Raw genomic sequence first — 19,911 nt, 5'->3', positions numbered from 1 at the left:
CCCTGGGGGTGAACAGATGTGCACCCCCAGGCCCGGGGGCGCCGCCGCCGAGCACGCAACGGAGAACCATGCCCGCGGACATACCGGTCCCCGCAGCCCCCGCGCCCCCCGCCGCCCAGGCCCCGCACCCCCGCTTCGCCGTCGGCGTCCTGGCCTTCTGCGGCGTGGTCGTCGCGGTCATGCAGACGATCGTCGTCCCGCTGCTCCCGCACATCCCCGCGCTGACCGGCGCCACCCCGGCCGCCGCGAGCTGGCTCGTCACCGTGACCCTGCTGACCGGCGCGGTGTTCACCCCGGTCCTCGGCCGGGTCGGCGACATGTACGGCAAGCGCCGGGTGCTGGTCGCCTCGCTCGCCGTCCTGGTCATCGGCTCGGTGCTCTGCGCGGTCAGCTCCCACATCGGCGTCCTGATCACCGGCCGGGCCCTCCAGGGCGCGGCCATCGCCGTCGTCCCGCTGGGCATCAGCATCCTGCGCGACGAACTGCCGCCCGAGCGCGTCCTGTCCGCCGTCGCCCTGATGAGCTCCACCCTCGGCATCGGCGCCGCGGTCGGCCTGCCCGTCGCAGCGCTCGTCATCGAACACTTCGAGTGGCACACGATGTTCTGGGTCTCCGGTGCCATCGGCCTCCTCGACATCGTGCTGGTGCTGCTGTGCGTACCGGAGTCCCCGCTGCGCAGCCGGGGCCGCTTCGACGCCCTCGGTGCGCTCGGGCTGTCGGCGGCCCTCGTCTGTCTGCTGCTCGCCGTCACCCAGGGCGCCGACTGGGGCTGGGGTTCGGCCCGCACGGTCGGCCTGCTCGTCGCCGCCGTGGTGATCGCCCTGCTCTGGGGCGCGTACGAACTCCGCGTCCCCACGCCCATGGTCGACCTGCGGGTCTCGGCCCGCCCCGCCGTCCTGCTCACCAACATTGCCGCACTGCTCGTCGGCTTCGCCTTCTACGCGAACTCCCTGGTCACCGCCCAGATGGTGCAGGAACCGAAGGCCACCGGCTACGGGCTCGGCGCCTCGCTCGTCGTCAGTGGACTCTGCCTGCTGCCCGGCGGGGTGGCCATGGTGGCGCTCTCGCCCGTATCGGCCCGGATCTCCGCCAAGCACGGTCCGAAGACCAGTCTGGCCCTGGCCACCGCGGTCATCGCCGTCGGCTACGGGGTGCGCTACTTCACCAGCCACAGCCTGTGGCTGATCATCGCGGGTGCCACGGTCGTCGCCTCCGGCACCGCCATCGCCTACTCGGCGCTGCCCGCGCTCGTGATGCGCGGCGTCCCGGTCAGTGAGACCGGCGCCGCCAACGGACTCAACACCCTGATGCGCTCCATCGGACAGGCCTTCTGCAGCGCGACGGTCGCCGCCGTCCTGGCCAACATCACGTTCCGGGCGGGCGGCCGCACGGCCCCGACGCTCCACGCCTACCAGCTGGTCTTCGTCATCGCGGCCGGAGCGGCCCTGGCGGCCCTCGCCGTCACCCTGTTCCTGCCCGGCCGCACGCCCGCCGCCGGTGCTGCGGGTACGGTCGAGGAGAGCCGAGGGACCGCGGACACCCACGAGGGGGGTGTGCGGGCGGCCGGAATCCAGGAGAGTGCGTCATGACCGGTGGCCGGGCCATCGCGGCGGCCCCCGTCACCGACGGGCCGGCCAGCGGCAGGGACGCGATCCTGCGCGCCGCGCGCCGGGCCTTCACCCAGCGCCCGTACGCCGAGGTGACCATCCGGAAGATCGCCGCCGACGCCGGGGTCAGCCCGTCCCTCGTGGTCAAGCACTTCGGCCGCAAGGAGGAACTGTTCAACACCGTGGCCGACTTCGGCCCGGCCGCCGCCGAACTCCTCGACGCCCCGCTGGACCGGCTCGGCCGCCACATGGTCGTCACCCTGGTCACCCGCCGCCGCGCCCTCAACTCGGACCCGCTGCTGCGCGTCGTCTTCTCGCTGGGCAACCAGGACGAACGCTCGCTGCTGCGCGACCGGTTCCACGAGCAGGTCACCGACGCCCTGACCGCCCGACTCCCCGGCGCCGAACGCGCCCTGCGCGCCGAGCTGCTGGCCGGTCATCTGCTGGGCCTCGGCGCCACCCTCAGCCTCCACCGCGAGGGCGCGGGCGCCCGCGCCACCCCGGAGCACATCGCCGACCTCTACGCCCCGGCGCTCCAGAAGCTGATCACCGGCTGAGGCGCGGCCGGCCCGGTGGGCGCCGCCCCGGCCGGGGGCCGTGCCCGGCTGAGGACGCCGGGCCCGGAGCCGTGCCCGGCTGACGACGCCCGGCCGGGAGCCGTCGCGGCGCGGACGGACCGGATCAGGCGGATTCGAGGACGGGGCGCAGCTCCAGCGCCTCGGGCGTCGGGAAGCCCCGCGCGATCCGGACGGCCTCGTCGTGGTCGGCCACCTCCAGGACGAACCAGCCGCCCAGGCTCTCCTCCCCGCCGTGCACCGGCCCGTCGGCCACGGTCGCGGACCCGTCCGCCGCCTTGCGCACGGTGACGGCGCCCCGCCCCTCGGTGTCCAGGGCGTCGCCGCCCGCCAGCTTGCCGGCGGCGGCGAGTTCGCCGATCCAGGCCTCGTACGACGCCCGGTAGGCGTCCCGGTCGGCCTTGATCAGGGCGCGCGAGGCATCGGTCTCGAAGACGACGAGGGCGTACTTCATGGGTGTTCCCTTGTTCGGTGGGTGGGACATCAGAGGGGGAGGGGCAGGGAGGGAGGGGGCAGAGGGGGAGAGGCGGGGGAGCCGAATCCGGCGGGCTCAGACCCCGTGCCCCGGATCGACGCGGGCCAGGAAGCCCGTCTCCAGGGCCGTCCACAGGGCGCCGTCCGGTCCGACGGTGATGCCGTGCGGTTCGGAGGCGGGGGTGGGCAGGTCGTAACCGGTGATCCGGGCGTCCGGGGTGATCGAGCCGACGCGGTTGCCGCCCCACTCGGTGAACCACGCGGTGCCGCCGGCGTCGACGGTCACGGCGTGCGGCCGGGCGGCGGGGTCGGGCAGCGGATGCTCGGTGACACGGCCGTCGGGGGAGCGGTGGCCGATGCGCCCGGCGGCGATCTCGGTGAACCAGACGCCGCCGTCGGGGCCCGCCGCGATGCCCACGGGACCGGCCGCCTCGGTGGGCAGCGGATGGACCGTGATGCCGCCGTCCATGCCGATGCGGCCGAGGGCGCCGGCCTGGTTCATCGTGAACCACATCGCGTCGCCGGCCGCGGCGATGGCGGAGGGGAACGCGCCGGAGGAGGGCAGCGGGTACTCGGTGACCTCGCCGTCGACGGTGATCCGTCCGACGAGATCGGCGGCGGTCCCCGTGTACCAGAGAGCCCCGTCCGGCCCGGGGGCGATCCCGAAGGGCCCGCATCCGCCGGACGGCAGCGCGTACGCGGTGACCTCCCCGGCGACCGTGATCCGGCCGATGCGGTGCGCCCGGTACTCGGTGAACCACAGGGCGCCGTCGGGCCCGGCGCAGATGACGGTCGGGCCGCAGTCCGGGTCCAGCCGGTGGACCACCGGCTCCTCGCCCGGGACGAGCCGGCCGATCCCGCCGCTGTGCACCAGGGTGAACCACAGCGCCCCGTCCGGCCCGGTGGTGACCGCGTACGGGCCGCTGTCACGGTCGCAGACCGCGTACTCCTCGACGGTGGGGGACGTCGTCACTGCTGTGGCTCCAGACACTGGACGGGGCGGACACGCCGCCGGTCGTGCACCAGCATGCGGTCCGCCCCGCCCGTGATCAACACCCTTTACCTCAACGACCGTTAACCCGGGGGTTCACAGCCGTCGCGGGGTGCGGTCTCAGCTGAAGACGACCGAACGGATCTTCAGCCGGCTGGACGCGTGGCCGCCGTCGGGCCGCAGGGTGAAGTAGTCGCCGTCGCAGTCCGGTCCGGTGAAGACCGTGGCGGTGGCGTCGGTGTTGTTCCACGGGGTGTCGCCCGGGAGCGTGCGGCCCGGGTCGGCCGCACCGGGCAGCGCGACGCACTGACGGCTCGGCGGATTGATCAGCCCGGTCTGCTGCCGGCTGCCGTCCTGCGCGGTGTACGTGTAGGTGAAGTCGCCCTGGGCGGCGCTGGCCGAGCCGGGCAGGGTGACGACGAGTGCGAGCGCGCCGAGGGCGGCGGCGACGGTGGTGCGAAGTCGCATGGTGGAAAAGCTCCTTGAGGGGTCGGCCCCGGTGGGGTGAGCAAGATCGTTACGCCGCCGAGTCTGGCCCCCCGCCGGTCGCCGGAGCGCACGCGTTCACCCGCACGTGGGAAGCTCTCACCCGTACGGGAACGAGGGCGTCGCCCGCCGTGGGCCATGTGGGTCACGCCGGGTCCGCCGGGCCCGGTCCGGTGCGCGGACCGGCCCTGCCCCCGGCCCGTGACCGCGCCGCACCCGTGCCCGCCCGGCGGGTGCTCCCCTGCCGAACTCGGCCCGCAGGGCGTTCCGTTCACCGTCTCAGGCGGCGGCCGGCAGGGCGTACCGCACCTCCGTGGCCTGTTCCGACAGCTCCCACAGCCGCTGCCCGGTCCCGGGGTCGGCCGCCCCGGCGGACAGCTCCACGCGCGTCGGTGCGCCCCGCAGCTCGCCCCTCCCGTCCGGGCCGATGAACGCGCCGCCCGCCAGGCCCGGTTCGGTCGCCGCGTACAGCTGCGGCAGGGCGCCGCGCTCCGGGCTCTGCGCGAGCGGCGCGAGGAGCCGGCCGAACAGCAGCCGCACCGGGGCCACGGGCCCGTCGTGCTGGAGCCCGGTGGCGGCGTACCCGGGATGGGCGAGCAGACTGCGCACCGGACTGCCGGCGGCGGTCAGCCGTCGGTGCAGCTCGTGCCCGAACACGGCGTTGGCCAGCTTCGACTGGTTGTAGTAGCCCATCGGGGAGTACCGGCGTGCGCCCGTGAGGTCGTCGAAGAAGAGGCGGGCCTTGCGGTGATTGGCCGACGTCACGGTCACCACCCGGGGGTCGGCTCCCTTGGCCAGCGCGCCGAGCAGCAGTCCGGTCAGGGCGAAGTGCCCCAGATGGTTCGTCGCGAACTGGATCTCGTGCCCCTGCGGACCAAGGGTGCGGGGCGGGGCCATCACCCCGGCGTTGTTGACGAGCACGTCCAGCCGGGGATGGTCGGCGCACAGCCGGCCGGCGAACGCCCGTACGGAGTCGAGGTCGGCCAGATCCAGTACGCGGACGTCGAGACGCGCGTCCGGCTGCGCTGCGGTGATCCCGGCGGCGGCCTCGCGCCCCCGGCCCTCGTCCCGCACGGCCATGACGACCTGCCCGCCCCGGCGGGCGAACGCCCTGGCGGTGGCCAGGCCGAGGCCGCTGCTCGCCCCCGTGACGACGAGGACGCGCCCGCTCTGGTCCGGGATCCGGTCGGCGGTCCAGTGCGGTCGATGTCGTTGCTGTTGTCGGCGCCGCTGTCGTTGTCGCTGCCGCTGTTGCTCAGTCATATGACACAGACTGCTCCGGGTGTCATCAAGTGTCAATGTGTCACTGGGTGACATCGAGGGCATGGGGTACCCTGACGGGGTGAACAGCCGACCCGACCTGACCCTGGCCCAGCGCAAACGGCAGCTGGTGGCCGGTGAACTGACCGAGTCGGCCCTTCAGTTGCTGGCCCGCAAGGGGTTCGACGCGGTCACCATCGACGAGATCGCGACCGCCGCGGGCGTCTCCAAGCGGACGTTCTTCCGCTACTTCGCGTCCAAGGAGGACGTGGTCGTCCAGTTCCTCGCCGACATGGGCACCGGCATCCGCGCCGAACTCGCCGCCCGCCCCCCGGAGGAACCCCCCTCCACCGCCTTGCGCCACGCGGTATGGGTGCCCCTCGGGGAATGCGCCGACCACGGCGAACGGGCGCTCCGCGTCGTCCGGCTCATCCTCCGTACGCCCGCCCTCCACGCCCGCTTCCTCGAACGCCAGGCGCAGTGGCGCGAGGACCTGGCCGCTGAACTCGCGGAGCGGCTGGGCCTCGACGCCGACGCCGATCCCGGCCTCTACCCCCGGATGGCCGCCGGCATGGCACTCAACGCCTTCGACGCGGTCCTGCACCGCTGGAGCGCGGGTGAGGGCGTGGTTCTTGATGTGGCCCCCGCCCCGGACGCCCTGCTCGACCGCGCCTTCGCGGTGATCGCACCGGCCCTGGACGCGGGACCAGGGGCGCGCGCCTGAGCGGGGCCCGCGCCCTCGCCCCGCGCCCCGGAGGCTCTCCGTTCGCATTGCTTCCTCGTCGAAGGGCCGCGCCCGCACCCCGGACACCCTCCACAGTGGGAGCCGTCCGCCGGCCGTCGTCCGCACCACCGACACCGGCATCACGCGACCGAACGGGGAGAATCCATGCGCAGGATCCAGAAGTTCGCCCAGCTCACGGCAGGCGCCGCGCTGATCGCCGGCACGCTCGTCGCCGGGGCGCCCTCGGCCCAGGCCGCCAGTTGCAGCGGCGGCAGCTCGGGCATGTACTGCGGGAACTACGCGCCCACGGGGCTGCTCAACCACCCGTGTGTGGAGTCCGGGCCCGAGTGCGGCAACATCAAGGTGGTCGACACCCTGCGCACCTCGTACAGCTGGTTCAAGTGCTACGTCCGAGGGGAGCAGCACAGCGGGGGCAACAACATCTGGTACTACACGAACGGCGACGACTACGGGAACTACGGCTACATCGCCGCCGCCCGCGTCTTCACCAGCGTGGACCCGGCACCGGGCCTCCCGCGCTGCTGACGGCGGTCCCGCCCGTGCGCGGCGGGCGCCACCTCCGCCGCGCACCCGGTCAGCCGTCCGAGCCCTCCGAGCCGTGCGAGCCCTCCGAGCCGTCCGCGTCGAGGAACGCCGCGATCACCGCGTACAGCGCCTCCGGCCGCTCCAGATGCACATCGTGGCCGGCCCCGGGGACGCAGACGGCCCGGGTCCGGGGCCGCCGGCCGCGCATGGCGTCGGCGGCGGCGGGCGGGATGATGCCGGACTGCCCGAGGACGAGGAGCGCCGGGCAGCGGACCGCCTCCCACTCCTCCCAGACGGCCCGCCGGGTGAGTTCGGCGATCGACGCGACCATCACGTCCCGGTCGAAGCGCGGCCACCACCCTCCGTCCCGCTCCTCCAGACCGGCCGCCCAGCCCTCGCCGAGCGCCCCGCCGCCGTGGAACCGCACGGCGTCCTCGTACGAGGGGAAGGGCTTCGGCCACGCGTCCAGCCACTCCCCGATCTCCCGTGGCGTCGCCGGATCGGTGCGGCCCGCGGCGGCCTCGACGAGCACCAGCGCACCGACGTGCTCCGGATGCGCGGCGGCGGTCAGCAGCGCGGTGTGCCCACCCATCGACTGACCGACGACCACGGGCCGCTCCAGCCCCAACTCCGCGATCACCGCGACGACATCGGCCACGTACGCCGCCCGCGAGACATCTCCGGGACGCCGCTCGCTCGCCCCGTGCCCCCGCTGGTCGAGGGCGACGATCCGCCGCCCCGGCCCCAGCAGCCGGGCCAGCGTCTCCCACTCCCCGGAGTGCCCCGCCAGCCCGTGCAGCAGCAGCACGGCCGGCCCCGGACCGCCGGAATCCCGGCAGGCCAGCCGCACCCCGTCCCGCACGACCACCCGCTCCGGCCAGGCGGTGAGAGCCCGTGCCCAGCCGTCCGTACCGGGGACGTGCGCCCCGCCACCGCTCATGTTCCGGACCCGCCCTTCGTCGCGCGAACGCCCCCCGGCGCTCCCGGGCCCAAGCACATCAGATGCCGGACGGGCGGGCGGGAGAGGGGGGCGCGGGGAGAGGGGCACGCGCGGGGCGGAGTGCAGGCTGCGTCGGGGGCTACGCCTCCTGGTAGGCCTCCAGGTCGGTGATGACGGCCCCGCACCGTCCATTGACGAGGGAGGTGAACGTCAGGTCCGTGCGCTTGGCGGTCGCGAGGAAGGTGACGTTCACGTCCTGCCACTGCGGGTTCTTGTGGTCGGGCCGGCCCGCGTTCATCAGCAGGGGCTTGCTTCCGGTGGGCGTGAACGTGAACGTGTTGTCCAGGGTGGTGTCGCACTCCGAGTACATCTCGGTACCCAGTCGGAACGACAGATGGACGATCCGGCCGGGCACGGTCCTGACCTCCTGGCGGATCTCGCCCTTGCCGTCGCCGTTCAGCGAGACGGCCTGGGAGGAACTGCCCGTCTGCGCCCACTCGGCGGACTCCAGGTTGGCGTCCCCCTTGGTCACGTCCCAGCCCTTGATGAAGGTGCTGCCCGCGTCGACGTCCCGCCACTGGCTGCCCGGCAGGAACGGCTGCTTGAAGGAAGGGTTCTCGATCTCGATGTCCGTGACGGCGGCGGCACCGTTCGCCGGGGTGGCGGCGAGCAGCCCGAACGTGACGGCGGACAGGGCGAGCGCGAGACGGCGTGCCGAGGGACGACTGAACATGCGTGATTCTCCTGACGTGAAGTCATGAAGGTGGGGGGAGAAGGCGGCGCGTGCCGCAGGCCCACCTTTGCCCCGGGGTCGGCCGACCCCGGGGAGGGCAGATCAGGAGAAACGATTTGGCGTCCCTCGTTCGGCGCACCGGACAGACGCTGATGGCTGAGTGGTCCTGTCGGCCGCCGTACCGCGGCTCGACCGCCCCGCCGTGCCGGACCACCGATGGGGCAGGACCTGGCAGGGCGAGGCAGCCCGGAGCCGCCCGGGGCGGGGGCGGCTGCCCCGGGCGGCTTGCCGTGCCCTCCGTCGCGTACGGAGATGCCGACGGCCGGTGCTACGAGACGGCGCAGGCCGCCCCGCTGAGGGTGAAGGCCGTCGGCTCGGCGTTGGTGCCGTTCTGGCTGCCGGTGAAGCCGACCGTGACCGTGCCGTTGGCGGCGATGGTGGAGGTGTACGAGGCCGGGGCGACGCTCACCGTGCCACCGCTCTGGGTCGGGGTGCCGCCCCACATGTTGGTGACGGTCTGGCCGTTGGCGAAGGAGAAGCCGAGCGTCCAGCCGTCGATGGCGGTGGTGCCGGTGTTGCGGATGGTGATCTCGCCCTGGAACCCGCCCTGCCACTCGCCGACGACCTTGTACCCGACGGAGCAGCTGCCGCCCGGTGCGGTGGAACCCTCGTCGGTGGTGACGCTCACCGCGGCGGACCGCGCCGAACGGTTTCCGGCCGCGTCACGGGCGTACACCGCGAAGGTGTAGGCGGTGTCCGCGGTGAGACCCGTGACCGTGACGCCGGGGGTGGTGGAGGAGGCGACGACGGTCTCCGTGGTCCCGCTGACCCGGACGACGTCGTAGCCGGTCACGGCAACGTTGTCGGAGGACGCGGCCCAGGTCAGCGCAGCCGAGGTGTCGGTGACGGAGGAGGCGGCCGGGGTGCCCGGGGCGGTCGGGGCCTCGGTGTCCGCCGAGGTGCCGCCGTAGACCGTGGCCTCCTGGGAGGTCTGGGCGATGCCATTGGCCCCGTGGAAGATGCGCTCGCCCCAGGAGCTGAGCTGCGCCGGGTCGAAGCCGATGGTCAGATCGAGGATCGGGTCGGTGTTGCCGCTCCAGGACCAGGCGATCCAGCCGAGCTGCAGCCGCTCGGCCTCGGCCATCATCGTGTCCTCGTCCGGGTCGCCGTACTGGTCGGCCGGCCCGCCGAACTCACCGATCACCAGCGGCAGTCCGGCCTCCACGAATGCGTTCAGATAGTCGGTGACCTTCTGCGCCGTGTTGTAGACGCTGTACATGTGGATCGAGAACAGCAGGTTCCCGGTCGTGTCCGCGTCGTACACCGCCTGCGCGTTGTCCCGCATCACGTTCTGCCAGTCCTGCCCCCAGTTGGGCGCGTCCACCATGATCGTGTGCGCGAACCCGGCCGCTCGCAGCTTCTTGATCGCCGCCGTCGTGGGTGCCGTCCAGCCGGCCGGGTCGGTGTTCCCCCAGGGCTCGTTCCCGATGTTGATGATGACGTAGTCCTCCTGGCCGGCCAGGACGTCCTTCAGCCCGATCCAGTAGTCCGCCGCGTGATCCAGCGTCCCGGCGGCGGAGTCCTCCCCGTACCCGGTGGTGTCGTGCACCTCCAGCACGCAGATCAGCCGGTTCGCCTTGCACTGCGCGATCACGGCCGCCACGTCGTCGGGCCCGTTCTTGCTCCACCGGTACCCATCCGACAACACGACCCGGACCGTGTTCGCCCCGGTCGCCTTGATGTCGGCCAGCGACTGCGTCTCGCCCGGGTACCACGTGTGCGCGTGATTCACCCCGCGCATCACGAAGTCGTTCCCGTTGCCCTCGACCAGCCGCCCGTCACTGATATGCAGCCCCGCCCCGGCGGCCGCACCCCTTTCCGCCCCCGCGACCTGCGCCGACGCGGCCTGCGCCGACGCGAGCCCGCCCAGCGCGAGCAACCCGAGCAGGGTGGCCAGAACGGTCAGAAAGGTCGTAACAGGACTCTTCGCCATGCGCCTTGCTGTATGCCTCGTCGTGCCTCTCGCTGTACTCACTGCGGCTCCAGATGGGGGAGGAGGAGAGTGTGGACCACATGTGGGAGCGCTCCCACATGTGCGCCTCCATGAAGCCATTCAGTCAGGGGCACGTCAATAGGTCGGATGGCTTGGGTTGGGGGGAGCGCTCTCGCGGGTGCGGGTGCGGGGGCCGCCCGCCCGGCGCGGTGGTGGTCGCGCTGTCGTGGGGGCCACTCCCGCGTGCGCGGGGACCATGTGACGGTGCCGTCCTTGATGGACCGGGCGAGGGGACCACCCCCGCGTGCGCGGGGACCACCCCACGGTCAACGTGATGACCGTCCGGGCCACGGGACCACCCCCGCGTGCGCGGGGACCACTCCACGACGGTCGCGGCCGAGGTGGAGGCGATGGGACCACCCCCGCGTGCGCGGGGACCACGTCACCCCGGAGTTCGCCAGGACGAGCGCGCTGGGACCACCCCCGCGTGCGCGGGGACCACCGTAGAGGTCGCTGGCGCGCGCGAAGAGGTCGGGGACCACCCCCGCGTGCGCGGGGACCACAGGAACTGACCTGCGGTGTTATCCGGGCAGGCAGTGGATTTTACCCACTTTGCCAAACTCGGGCCTATGGGCCATACATCTCATTCCTTCGCACCGCTCCATCTCTCGCGCATTGCCACTTCGTGGTCCTGACGCCCCTGCTTCGATGGTGGTCCAGGGGGCACCTTGCAGGGGCGGGGCTCGCAAGTTTCGTGCGCGTCCATCCAAGGGAGCTGCGCGGGTCCATCCCCGCACACGCGGGGAGCAGCATGCGGCGAGTTCGGTGGCGACGCTGCGGCTGGGACCACCCCCGCACGCGCGGGGAACGCAAGTCCATACCGTTCGCCGCGTAGTTCCTCCCCGGACCACCCCCGCGTGCACGGGGACCACACTGACGGCGGAGCCGTCACCGACGCGGGGGCGGATCCACCCCCGCGTGCGCGGGGATGGACCTGCGTCGGGCTGCCGTACGTCGCAGACCGGTGGATCACGCTGAACTCGCTGCTGCCGACACCAGCGATGAAGGAAGAGAAGGCGTTGGCGGAGACGGTCATGATCGGGCCATCGGCCTGCTTGGAGTCACGGACGGGCACGGTCCCGGATGTGGCGGCGAAGTTGGTGGCGACCTCGATGCAGTCGCCGCCGTTCGAGCTGTACGAAGACTTGCGCCAATGGGGGGATCCGCTCGTCACGGGGTGCCCTTTCGTAACTGACTGATCATGGCCAATGACGTTGCCTGGGACAGCGTCTCGCCTTGCAGTTGATGGTAGGCCGTGAGCATGGGCAAGACGGATGACGGTTCCCGGTCGACGTATCCCTGAACCTGGGACTCGGCGTAGGCGACAACTGACCGATCGGACAGGGTGAGCAAGTTGATGGGCAGGTCGAACGCCCGCCGTGCGCCTATGCCGAACGGTGAGACGTGAATGATCCAGTTGGGATGGGAAGCCAACTCTTCCAGGCGTTGGAGTTGGGCGTTCATCACCTTCGGACCGCCGACGGCCTGAAGAAGGCAGCTTTCGTCCATGACGACGAAGACCATCGGTGGTCGAGTCCGAACCAACGCCTTCTGCCGTTCCAGTAGGAACGAGACTCGCTCCTCGGCCTGTTCGGGAGTGAGCGATCCGCGATGGATTTCACCATCAGCCAGAGTCTGCGCGTACTCCTGCGTCTGCATCAGCCCAGGTACGAGGCCGATCCGGAAGAGCCGGATCTCCACGGCGCGGTTCTCGTAGCCGACGTACTCCGGAAACCCTTCCAGCAGGCTGCTGTGCTTCATCTCGCGCCACTCGCGCTCGAAGGACTCAGGTGTGCCGACCAGGTCGAACGCCACATCTGCTTTGCGTGAGAAGGGCAGAGTCGCAGATTTGCGACCAGTTTCGATGGCCGAGACGTGCCGACCTGTGCAGCCGATCATCGAGGCGAGGTGATCCTGAATCCAACCGTGCTGCTCCCGCACGCTGCGTAAACGCGCTCCGTAGGCCGCCTGAGGCGATGCGTCCGGATTCAGTTCCTTGATGTTGACCAACATGCCCTCCCTGGCCGCCACGTTGCCGACTTCGTGAGGCTAGGGCCACGCTGGCGCTCCTGGTAGTGAAACCGCTACGGAGGGACACGAAAGCGTGCCTGAAGAAGAGCATGGAACCGCGCCGGCCCCCGCCCCAATTCCTGTCCGCACCACCGCTGACGGGCTGAGCCGTGAGCTGCGGGCGAGCGCCGACATCTCCCGTTACGCATCGCTCGCGGCGTTTCCGCCGTGCCGGTGCGGGGCGCCGATCTGTCCGGACGCCCCGTCGCCGGCCACGACGGAACCCGATGACGCAACGGGCGGCATCCGTGAGCGCGTACGCGAAACGAACACGATGCGCGCCAAGTACCGGCTGCAGATGCCTCGTACACCGCAGCGCCAGCACTCATCGGAGGGATGAAACAGATGGCGAACAAAGCGAATTCCGTTACGGCACGCGTGGGCGGCGACCTGGGTCGTGCCGAGGATGGGGCTTCCGATATCGGCGGGCGGACGGATCCTGCGTACGCCACCCGTGAGGAGACGGCATACGCCCTCGCCACCGGCGGCATCCTGAAGCCGGCGTGGCGGGACGCCTATACGCGCGTACCCCGTGAGGCATTTCTGCCGGACACGATCTGGCCGTACGACGCGGAGGCCGGGAGGGCCGTCCATGTGTCGCGGGCCGAGAACCCGGACGTGTGGCGGGGGTACGCGAGCGCGGACGTGCCGATCGTCACGCAGTGGGACGACGGGCAGCACGTGGGGCGTGAGCCGGGCCGCATGCCCACGTCGTCGGCGTCGATGCCGAGCGTCGTTTTCCGGATGCTCGACGCTCTGACCGTGGACGACTACTGCCGCGTCCTGGAGATCGGCACGGGAACCGGCTGGAACGCCGCGCTCCTCGCTCACAAGGTCGGGGACGAGAACGTCGTCACCGTCGAAGTGGACGAAGCGGTAGCGGTTCGTGCCCGGGAAGCGCTGGCGCACTTCTTCGGCGCGCCCATGGACGTCCTCCACGGGGACGGTCGCGCGGGTGCGCCGGGACGCGGCACGTTCGACCGCGTCATCGCCACGTGCGGGGTGCGCCAACTCCCGTACGCGTGGGTCGCGCAGACGCGTCCAGGCGGGGTCATCGTGGCTCCTTGGGGCACGGCCTTCACCAACACCGATGGGATCGTCCGGCTTCGGGTGGAGGCGGACGGCGGGAGTGCGAGCGGGAGGTTCACGGGGCCGGCCGAGTTCATGAAGCTCAGGGCGCAGCGCTCCGTCCCGATCCACCACGAGGCGTACGCCCGTCAACTACCCGACGCCGCTGCGTCGATGGAGCCCGGTGACGCGGTAAGGGACCTCGCCGCGTCGGGTCGCTTCGGCGCGCTGACCTTCGCGCTGGGGCTGCGCGTACGCGACTGCACGCACACCGCCGCCTCGAAGCGTGACGGCGCCCGACCCCACTGGTTCTACAGCCTCAGCGATCGATCCTGGGCGTGCGCTCTGCTCACCGACGGCAAGGAGCCCGCCCGCGTCTGGCAGCAGGGGCCCCGCCGCCTCTGGGACGAGGTCCGGGCCGCCCATGACTGGTGGGTGGGCCGAGGGCGGCCGGGGTGGGGGCGTTTCGGTCTCACGGTGAGCGGGGGCGGGGAGCGGGTGTGGGTGGATGAGGCGGGTTGCTTCGTCTAGGGGCGCCGTGGGTGTGGGGCCGGAGGGCCCGCCCGTGCCGGGTCGCAGCGCGCCCTCGGTGAGCACGGGAGGCGTGCGTGAACCAACGTGTCTGCTGAGGTTGTTGGCCTACGCTTGCTGCGGGAGAAAGGTCAGGTCGTGGAGATCGCACCCCGCATGTGCGGGGATGGTCCCGACGCCACGGCGCCGCGCTCGGCGGTGTGCCCGTGTTCCCCGCGTGTGGCGGGGATGGCCCGGTCTCGCCGTGTTGGGCGGCGGAGAGCCAGGTGTGCTCCCCGCATCTGCGGGGATGCCCGTTTGTTGTCCGGGGACAACGAGCGTCGGGGAAGTGGTCTCCGCGTCCGCGGGGGTGGCTCGGTCTCGCCGAGGGCGACGGTTGCGGGACGACGAATGCCGCAGTTCGCGCCACGGCCCTGCGGCCGGACCTGTCCCGACACCCAAGCTGGTCATCGCCACGGCCCTGCGGGCCGGGCCTCTCCCGACACCGGGACCGACCTGCCGGGATGCGCCCTTCGATAACACGCTTCACGCGGCCTTTCGGATTCATCGTGCCAGCCAGGCGAGTACGGCGGTGAGGCGGAATCCGGCGCGGTGGATCGTGGCGGTTCGTCACAACGGATGGGCGGACCGCGCCACCGCATGGGGCTGTTGACACACCGCTTGACCGTGTTGCGTCGTGTGCGGTTCTCGCGGTCGAAGGCAGGCGGACGGCCTCCGGCCTCCGGACCGGCCTCCGGCCTCCAGCGGTCGATCCGGCGGCGACGTCAGAGCGCTGCTTCCGTTCGGCCCTTTTGGAAGTGCCCGGGTCCGAGGCCACTGGTAGATGTGATCACACCCGTGAAAGCCGCGGTTTTCCCCAGGTCAGAAAGGGCCTCTGGATGAAGATCCGTCGAAGACTTTCCACCCTCGTTCTCACCGCCGCCACTGTCGGTATCGGTGTACTTGGTGCTCAGCCAGCCCTCGCCGACGGGGGCGGAGACCAGGGCTCCTGCGGTCATCACAGCAAGGAATGCCAAGGACCTCCCGGACCTCCCGGACCGGCGGGCCCGGAGGGTCCTGCCGGTCCTGCTGGTCCCGCTGGCCCCGAGGGTCCTGCCGGACCCGCTGGCCCCGAGGGTCCTGCTGGTCCCGCCGGTCCCGCCGGAGTTTCGGGGCCCAGTATCACGGTGAACGGCCCGTCCGTTCCGGCGGACGGCACCTCCGTGGCCACGGCCACCTGCCCGACCGGCTACACCCTCGTCGGCGGCGGGTACACCTCGGACGGCCCCAACACCTACGCGGGCATTGGCGAGAAGGGCCACCCCAACAGCACCAACACGGGCTGGGAGGTTCCCGTACCGCTGGATTCCACTCCCGGTGCCGCGATCCACGCCTGGGCGATCTGCCTGCCGTACGGGTAGCCATCGTCCCGGACCGGTCCTCTGAAGGCGGCCCCGATCGTTCGAAGAGGCGGGAAGGTTCCGCCGGGGACGGTCGGGGCCGCCGGACTGAATCTGGGCCGATTCACCCGGATCGTCTCGCCGCCGGACGGGCCGGGCAGCCGTATTGAGGACGCGATGCCACCGGCCGTCGGCTGGACGGTCAGGGCCGGTGCGCAGACACCCGCGTCGGAGACCGGGTCGGGGCCGGGCGCCTCGGCGGCGGACGGCGAGCAGCGGGCAGCGCGTAGCGAATCACGCGTAACGTGGCGGACATGTCGAATCCGCCCATGTCCCGGCGGCGGTCCGGGGAGCGGCCCTCCGGGGAGCGGCCGCCCGCCCCCACGCTCTCCCTGCGTCCGCTCGGTTTCACCCCGGCGGAGATCGAGGGGATCGTCGCGCTGTACGCGAGCAATCCCGGGTACTGCCGGGCCTCGGGGGAGTACGACCCCGACGGCGTCGATGCCGAGCGTGTCGAGGCCGACCTGCGGGAGGAGGCGGCGGCGGAGGGGAGCGAGGTGCTGGTGGTCCGTGATGCGGAGGGGCGGCTTGCCGGACTCATCTGTCTGCTCGACCGGCATCCGGGGGACGGGCTGCCGTGGATCGGGCTGTTGCTGGTCGGCGGGGCGTTGCACCGTACGGGCGTCGGACGTCGGCTGGTGGGGCTGGTGGAGGAACGGTTCCGGGACGAGGGGCGGAGCGGGATCCGGCTCGCCGTCCTGGAGAACAACCCGGCCGCCCTCGCGTTCTGGACCTCCCTGGGCTGGGAGGAGTTCGACCGCCGGAGGGACCGGGCGATGGACCGTCCGTGCGTCGTGATGCACAAGCGCCTCGGCTGATCCGGGCACCCACGGGGACGGGACGGGGCGGCTGCAGGACGGGCCCGGGGCCGGAAGCGGGCCCGTACCCGCACCGCCCCCGCGCCCCCCGTACCGTCACCGCCCCACCCCACAACAGCGACCTGAAGCGAGCCCGCGACCGGCGCCCACGGCGGGTACGCTCGGCGGCCGAGGCGAGGGGGAGTTGAGGCGCCTGCCACGGCGCGACCCCGTCGTGGGCGCTACCAGACGCCGGAGCAGTTCCTCACGGACCTCGAAGCGACGCCCGAGGCGTACGGGGATTCGAGAGTGGTGTGACGCGTAGCGATGCGCGCACGCGACGGATGTACGTACGCGACGGATGTGCGTACGCGAGAGGTGTACATACGACGACAGGCGTACGTACGGATGGGCGGAGGGTGCCGTGGTGGATATGTGGACGGGCGCGAGGGTACGGCTGCGAGGCGTCGAGCCCGAGGACTGGCAGGGGTTCCAGGACCTGGCCGGGGACACCGTGGACGCCCGGAACGCGGATCTGGTCGAGCCGCCGCGTTCCGCCGAGAGCTTCCGCGCGTGGACGGCGGAGCGGGCCGGCCGGGCCCCGGGCGGTGAGGCGTTCCGCCTGGTGGTGGAGGGGCTGGCGGACGGGGCGTTCGCGGGGTCGGTGACGGTGGGGGAGACGGACGCCCGCGCGGGACGGTTCCGTACGGGCATCGAGATCAGCCGCGCGCACCGCCGCAAGGGGTACGCGGCCGAGGCGACCGGGATCGTCCTGACGTACATGTTCGCCGAACAGCGCGCGCACAAATGCGAGGTGGAGGTCTACGCGTTCAACGAGGCCTCGCTGGCCCTCTACCGCGGGCTCGGCTTCACCGAGGAGGGCCGGCTCCGCGACCACGAGTACTTCGCGGGGGCGTACCACGACGTGGTGCTGCTCGGGATCACCGAGGATGCGTACTGGTCGCAGCGGGAGCGCCCCTCGGTGCGGTGAGGCCGAGGCGGGGGGCCGGTGCGGTGAGGTCGGGGCGGCGGGGCCGTCGTGGACCTCACCGCCCCGGGGACCCCGGGGTGCGGGGACGGACGCGGGATCAGTAGTGCCAGCGGTTGGCGCCGGACTGGAAGCCGCACGTGATGCGGCGTCCGGACGCGTCCGTGGTGGTGGCTCCGACGTCGGCCTTCCGGCAGAACTGTCCGGCGCGGTAGCAGTTGCCCGCGTTCGACCGGATGCTGCACACCTCCGTACCGGAGGAGCCGCCGCCGCTCGCGGAGGAACCGCCGTCCGAACCGCCCGACGAACCGGAGCCGCCCGAGGAGCCCGAACCGCCCGAGGAGCCCGAACCGCCTCCGGAGGACGACGACGTACCGGACGACGCCTTCGGCGGGTTCGCGCACGACTCGCTCGCCACGACGGCCTTGAAGGAGACCCGGGTCGACGCGGTGTACGTACCGCTCGACGGACTCTGCTTGCACACCTTCCAGTTGGAGGCGTGCACGACGTTCCGGTGCAGCTCGCTCGCGTCCGCGTACGAGACGGCGGCGACATGGTGGCCGCGCGCGTCCGTCACGGCCTTCTGGAGGTTCCACCCCGTGTAGTCGCGTACGGGGACCGCCGCGACGGGCTCCTTCGACGGCGTCGCGGACGGCGACGGCGACGCGGACTCCGACGGCGTGGGCGTCGGGCTCGGGCTCGGCGAGGCGGACGCGGAGGCGGCGGCCGAGGGCGAGGTGCTGACGGTGGCCGAGGCGTCGTCGTCGCCGGTGCAGCCGGTGAGGCCGAGGGAGAGCGCCACCAGCCCGGTGACCAGGACTCCGTAGGCGCGACGCGCCCTACCGCCGCCCCTGGTGCCCCGTACACCGCCGGATATCGAAGACCTCGGTGCAACCCGAAGAGACATGCCACCCCCTGCGTTCCTGCTCTCGGAAATCCGCCGCCGCACACGGGCGGCCCTCCGGGGCACGAGCCGCCCGGAGCGCGAGATGAGGAGGATCCTAAGCCTGTTGTGAGGGTTGTGTGTAGCTGATGGCGACATTGTGTGTGCGAAGGGAGGCGGTCGTTCCGGGCCGTGACCGAATCGGTCGTGGTTCGTGTCCGCGTGAACACCTGCGCTGGGGAGGGTGGTTGGGGAACGGGGGGTGTGGCGATGGGGTCGTACGGGCAGGGGCGCGGGGGCGAGCACGGTGGTGGAGGCGGGCGTGGAGGCGAGGGCGGGCGCGGGGGTTCGGGCGTTGTTCTGCGCGGGGGCGGGGACGGTGGTCCGCGCGGGGGCGGCCGTCGCACGCTCCTCCTCCGCCTTCTCCTTCTCCTGCTTCCGCTGCTCCTGACCGGCTGTTTCGGACCCCCGTCGCCGCAGGTCAGCGCTGTGCGGGGGGTGGAGGAGGCTTTCCGGGTCCCGCTGCCGGTGCCGACGGACGGTACGGGCGGCTGGTCGCTGGTGGACCGGAGGCTGGGGGTCGTCGGGCAGGGCACGGCGGTGGCGCGGATCGACGAGAAGGGGAAGGTGCTGTGGCGCACGACGCTGCCGGCCGCGTTCGCGCTGACCGGCCGGCCGGGCGGGCCGCACGCGACCTCCGCGCCGCCGTACGGCACGCTGACGCTGGTCGGCGCGGCCGAGCACGGACGGCTCCCGAGCCTGGGGACGATCGACCCGGCCACCGGCGTCTTCACCCGGCTGACCGTACGGCCCCCGCGGCGCCCCGCCGGAACGCTGCGCCTGATCAGGGTCACGTCCTCACCCGGCACCCGGTACCAGGTCATCGCCGCCACCTGCCTGCCCGGCGACCTCTGCACCCTCACCTCATGGGACGGGCTCACCGGCAAGGTCCTGTGGACCCGGCACCCCCACGGGCCGGCGGTCTTCGCGGAGCCCTGCAGCCGCGCGTTCCCCTCTTCGCCCCCCGAGGTCAACGAGTCCTGCGACCCGCTCGTACTCGTCGCGGACGGCCACCTCATGGTGGTTCCCGGGGGCGAGGAGAAACCCCTCTCCCGGCCCCTGCGCCTCCCCCCGGGCGACATCGGCCAGGTGATCCGCACCCGCTACCGCGTCATCGTGACCACCGTCCCCCACGCCCCCGACTGCCGGGCCCGAGCCGCCGCGTACGACGCCGACTCCCCGGCAGCCGCCCCGGTCTGGCAGCGCACCTTCACCTGGAACCAGCCCCAGGCCCCCCTCCGCGACGGCTGCCGCTACGACCCCTCGATCCCCCTGATCCAGTCCTCCGACCTGGTCCTGCCCGACGCCGCCGGCGCCCTCATCGGCGACGACTACCACGGCACCTTCCCCCGCCGCCTCGACCCCGGCGAGTACCCCGTCGCCCACCGCAACGGCATCGTCGCCCACCGCCCCGACGGCACCTACCGCACCCTGAACCCCGCCCTCTCCGAGGGCGCACGCCCCCGCCCCCGGAAACTCACCCCCGACGCCCAGTCCCTCCGGAACGGCCTCTGGTACCTCCCCGGCACCGGCCGCCACGGCCAGATCCTGGCCCTCGACATCGACAACACGATCACCTGGCACCTCCCGTCGAGCGGCCCCCCGTTCCTCCTGACGGGCGACCGGCTGGTCTATCCGGAGGGTGGGGAGCTGGTGGGGGTGCGGTCGGTGGGGTGAGGGGCGTGT

18 protein-coding genes, 1 pseudogene and 1 CRISPR repeat array are annotated in these 19,911 nt (G+C 72.3%); of the genes and pseudogenes, 9 read left to right on the top strand and 10 right to left on the bottom strand.

Annotated elements, in window-relative coordinates:
* Positions 1 to 68 precede the first annotated feature (68 nt).
* The gene (locus ACFVDM_RS19010) at positions 69 to 1,589 is read left to right on the top strand and encodes an MFS transporter (protein ID WP_383640725.1); all 1,521 of its coding nucleotides are present in this window, start codon (positions 69 to 71) and stop codon (positions 1,587 to 1,589) included.
* Positions 1,586 to 2,164: a TetR/AcrR family transcriptional regulator gene (locus ACFVDM_RS19005; RefSeq protein ID WP_383640722.1), complete on the top strand. Its 579-nt coding sequence runs from the start codon at positions 1,586 to 1,588 to the stop codon at positions 2,162 to 2,164. The genes ACFVDM_RS19010 and ACFVDM_RS19005 overlap by 4 nt, the downstream gene beginning before the upstream one ends.
* A gap of 124 nt (positions 2,165 to 2,288) precedes the next feature.
* On the opposite strand, the gene ACFVDM_RS19000 is transcribed toward ACFVDM_RS19005, so the two are convergent.
* The 4 genes from ACFVDM_RS19000 to ACFVDM_RS18985 all read right to left on the bottom strand — a co-directional run bounded on the left by ACFVDM_RS19000 (position 2,289) and on the right by ACFVDM_RS18985 (position 5,396).
* Complete coding sequence (locus ACFVDM_RS19000) at positions 2,289 to 2,636, bottom strand: YciI family protein (protein ID WP_383640719.1); 348 nt, start codon at positions 2,634 to 2,636, stop codon at positions 2,289 to 2,291.
* A gap of 96 nt (positions 2,637 to 2,732) precedes the next feature.
* Positions 2,733 to 3,629, bottom strand: a complete 897-nt coding sequence (locus tag ACFVDM_RS18995) for a virginiamycin B lyase (RefSeq protein WP_383640716.1) — start codon at positions 3,627 to 3,629, stop codon at positions 2,733 to 2,735.
* Positions 3,630 to 3,767: 138 nt separating this feature from the next.
* Positions 3,768 to 4,115, bottom strand: a complete 348-nt coding sequence (locus ACFVDM_RS18990; RefSeq protein WP_383640713.1) for a hypothetical protein — start codon at positions 4,113 to 4,115, stop codon at positions 3,768 to 3,770.
* 297 nt (positions 4,116 to 4,412) lie between these two features.
* Positions 4,413 to 5,396 carry an oxidoreductase gene (locus tag ACFVDM_RS18985; RefSeq protein WP_383640711.1) on the bottom strand — a complete coding sequence of 328 codons (984 nt, stop codon included), beginning with the start codon at positions 5,394 to 5,396 and terminating at the stop codon, positions 4,413 to 4,415.
* A 61-nt stretch (positions 5,397 to 5,457) separates the two neighbouring features.
* On the opposite strand from ACFVDM_RS18985, the gene ACFVDM_RS18980 reads away from it, so the two are divergent.
* Entirely contained in the window at positions 5,458 to 6,117 is a 660-nt protein-coding gene (locus ACFVDM_RS18980; protein WP_383640708.1) for a TetR family transcriptional regulator, read from the top strand.
* A 165-nt stretch (positions 6,118 to 6,282) separates the two neighbouring features.
* A complete protein-coding gene (locus tag ACFVDM_RS18975) occupies positions 6,283 to 6,663 on the top strand; it encodes a hypothetical protein (protein ID WP_383640705.1) in 381 nt (126 codons plus the stop codon).
* Positions 6,664 to 6,712: 49 nt separating this feature from the next.
* Here the strand turns inward: ACFVDM_RS18975 and ACFVDM_RS18970 are convergent, their stop codons facing one another.
* From ACFVDM_RS18970 to ACFVDM_RS18950, 5 genes and pseudogenes are all read right to left on the bottom strand, one after another.
* Positions 6,713 to 7,603: an alpha/beta fold hydrolase gene (locus ACFVDM_RS18970; RefSeq protein WP_383640702.1), complete on the bottom strand. Its 891-nt coding sequence runs from the start codon at positions 7,601 to 7,603 to the stop codon at positions 6,713 to 6,715.
* Positions 7,604 to 7,742: 139 nt separating this feature from the next.
* Entirely contained in the window at positions 7,743 to 8,336 is a 594-nt protein-coding gene (locus ACFVDM_RS18965; RefSeq protein ID WP_383640699.1) for a DUF642 domain-containing protein, read from the bottom strand.
* Between the two features lie 328 nt (positions 8,337 to 8,664).
* On the bottom strand, positions 8,665 to 10,329 hold the full coding sequence (locus tag ACFVDM_RS18960; RefSeq protein ID WP_383640696.1) for a cellulase family glycosylhydrolase: 1,665 nt from the start codon (positions 10,327 to 10,329) through the stop codon (positions 8,665 to 8,667).
* 229 nt (positions 10,330 to 10,558) lie between these two features.
* Positions 10,559 to 10,892: a CRISPR direct-repeat array (repeat unit 29 nt; unit sequence GGGACCACCCCCGCGTGCGCGGGGACCAC).
* A gap of 473 nt (positions 10,893 to 11,365) precedes the next feature.
* A pseudogene (locus tag ACFVDM_RS18955) lies at positions 11,366 to 11,563 on the bottom strand (DUF397 domain-containing protein); the annotation flags it as partial.
* A complete protein-coding gene (locus tag ACFVDM_RS18950; RefSeq protein WP_383641016.1) occupies positions 11,560 to 12,399 on the bottom strand; it encodes a Scr1 family TA system antitoxin-like transcriptional regulator in 840 nt (279 codons plus the stop codon). The pseudogene ACFVDM_RS18955 and the gene ACFVDM_RS18950, both read right to left, overlap by 4 nt.
* Positions 12,400 to 12,804: 405 nt before the next feature.
* On the opposite strand from ACFVDM_RS18950, the gene ACFVDM_RS18945 reads away from it, so the two are divergent.
* The 4 genes from ACFVDM_RS18945 to ACFVDM_RS18930 all read left to right on the top strand — a co-directional run bounded on the left by ACFVDM_RS18945 (position 12,805) and on the right by ACFVDM_RS18930 (position 17,285).
* A complete protein-coding gene (locus ACFVDM_RS18945; RefSeq protein WP_383640693.1) occupies positions 12,805 to 14,058 on the top strand; it encodes a methyltransferase domain-containing protein in 1,254 nt (417 codons plus the stop codon).
* 1,166 nt (positions 14,059 to 15,224) lie between these two features.
* Positions 15,225 to 15,458 (top strand): hypothetical protein, encoded by a 234-nt coding sequence (locus tag ACFVDM_RS18940; RefSeq protein ID WP_383640691.1) that lies wholly within the window; start codon positions 15,225 to 15,227, stop codon positions 15,456 to 15,458.
* A gap of 293 nt (positions 15,459 to 15,751) precedes the next feature.
* The gene (locus ACFVDM_RS18935) at positions 15,752 to 16,315 is read left to right on the top strand and encodes a GNAT family N-acetyltransferase (protein WP_383640688.1); all 564 of its coding nucleotides are present in this window, start codon (positions 15,752 to 15,754) and stop codon (positions 16,313 to 16,315) included.
* 403 nt (positions 16,316 to 16,718) lie between these two features.
* Positions 16,719 to 17,285 carry a GNAT family N-acetyltransferase gene (locus ACFVDM_RS18930; RefSeq protein WP_383640685.1) on the top strand — a complete coding sequence of 189 codons (567 nt, stop codon included), beginning with the start codon at positions 16,719 to 16,721 and terminating at the stop codon, positions 17,283 to 17,285.
* 97 nt (positions 17,286 to 17,382) lie between these two features.
* On the opposite strand, the gene ACFVDM_RS18925 is transcribed toward ACFVDM_RS18930, so the two are convergent.
* Entirely contained in the window at positions 17,383 to 18,189 is an 807-nt protein-coding gene (locus tag ACFVDM_RS18925; RefSeq protein WP_383640682.1) for a hypothetical protein, read from the bottom strand.
* A gap of 474 nt (positions 18,190 to 18,663) precedes the next feature.
* Here ACFVDM_RS18925 and ACFVDM_RS18920 point away from each other — a divergent pair, with 474 nt between their 5' ends.
* Positions 18,664 to 19,902, top strand: coding sequence for a hypothetical protein (locus ACFVDM_RS18920; RefSeq protein ID WP_383640679.1), 1,239 nt, complete (start codon positions 18,664 to 18,666; stop codon positions 19,900 to 19,902).
* Positions 19,903 to 19,911: the final 9 nt, after the last annotated feature.

This window comes from Streptomyces sp. NPDC057682 (assembly GCF_042799575.1).
Taxonomy (GTDB): Bacteria; Actinomycetota; Actinomycetes; order Streptomycetales; family Streptomycetaceae; genus Streptomyces.
Note: the sequence above shows the minus strand (reverse complement) of the source record. Positions and strands in the feature narration are given on the sequence as shown.

Bases quoted from the DNA above. Each gene is read 5' to 3' on its own strand.
- ACFVDM_RS18965 (WP_383640699.1), bottom strand. From the start codon at position 8,336: ATGTTCAGTCGTCCCTCGGCACGCCGTCTCGCGCTCGCCCTGTCCGCC.
- ACFVDM_RS19010 (WP_383640725.1), top strand. From the start codon at position 69: ATGCCCGCGGACATACCGGTCCCCGCAGCCCCCGCGCCCCCCGCCGCC.
- ACFVDM_RS18945 (WP_383640693.1), top strand. From the start codon at position 12,805: ATGGCGAACAAAGCGAATTCCGTTACGGCACGCGTGGGCGGCGACCTG.
- ACFVDM_RS18925 (WP_383640682.1), bottom strand. From the start codon at position 18,189: ATGTCTCTTCGGGTTGCACCGAGGTCTTCGATATCCGGCGGTGTACGG.
- ACFVDM_RS18970 (WP_383640702.1), bottom strand. From the start codon at position 7,603: ATGAGCGGTGGCGGGGCGCACGTCCCCGGTACGGACGGCTGGGCACGG.
- ACFVDM_RS18990 (WP_383640713.1), bottom strand. From the start codon at position 4,115: ATGCGACTTCGCACCACCGTCGCCGCCGCCCTCGGCGCGCTCGCACTC.
- ACFVDM_RS19000 (WP_383640719.1), bottom strand. From the start codon at position 2,636: ATGAAGTACGCCCTCGTCGTCTTCGAGACCGATGCCTCGCGCGCCCTG.
- ACFVDM_RS18975 (WP_383640705.1), top strand. From the start codon at position 6,283: ATGCGCAGGATCCAGAAGTTCGCCCAGCTCACGGCAGGCGCCGCGCTG.
- ACFVDM_RS19005 (WP_383640722.1), top strand. From the start codon at position 1,586: ATGACCGGTGGCCGGGCCATCGCGGCGGCCCCCGTCACCGACGGGCCG.
- ACFVDM_RS18960 (WP_383640696.1), bottom strand. From the start codon at position 10,329: ATGGCGAAGAGTCCTGTTACGACCTTTCTGACCGTTCTGGCCACCCTG.
- ACFVDM_RS18985 (WP_383640711.1), bottom strand. From the start codon at position 5,396: ATGACTGAGCAACAGCGGCAGCGACAACGACAGCGGCGCCGACAACAG.
- ACFVDM_RS18935 (WP_383640688.1), top strand. From the start codon at position 15,752: ATGTCGAATCCGCCCATGTCCCGGCGGCGGTCCGGGGAGCGGCCCTCC.
- ACFVDM_RS18980 (WP_383640708.1), top strand. From the start codon at position 5,458: ATGGGGTACCCTGACGGGGTGAACAGCCGACCCGACCTGACCCTGGCC.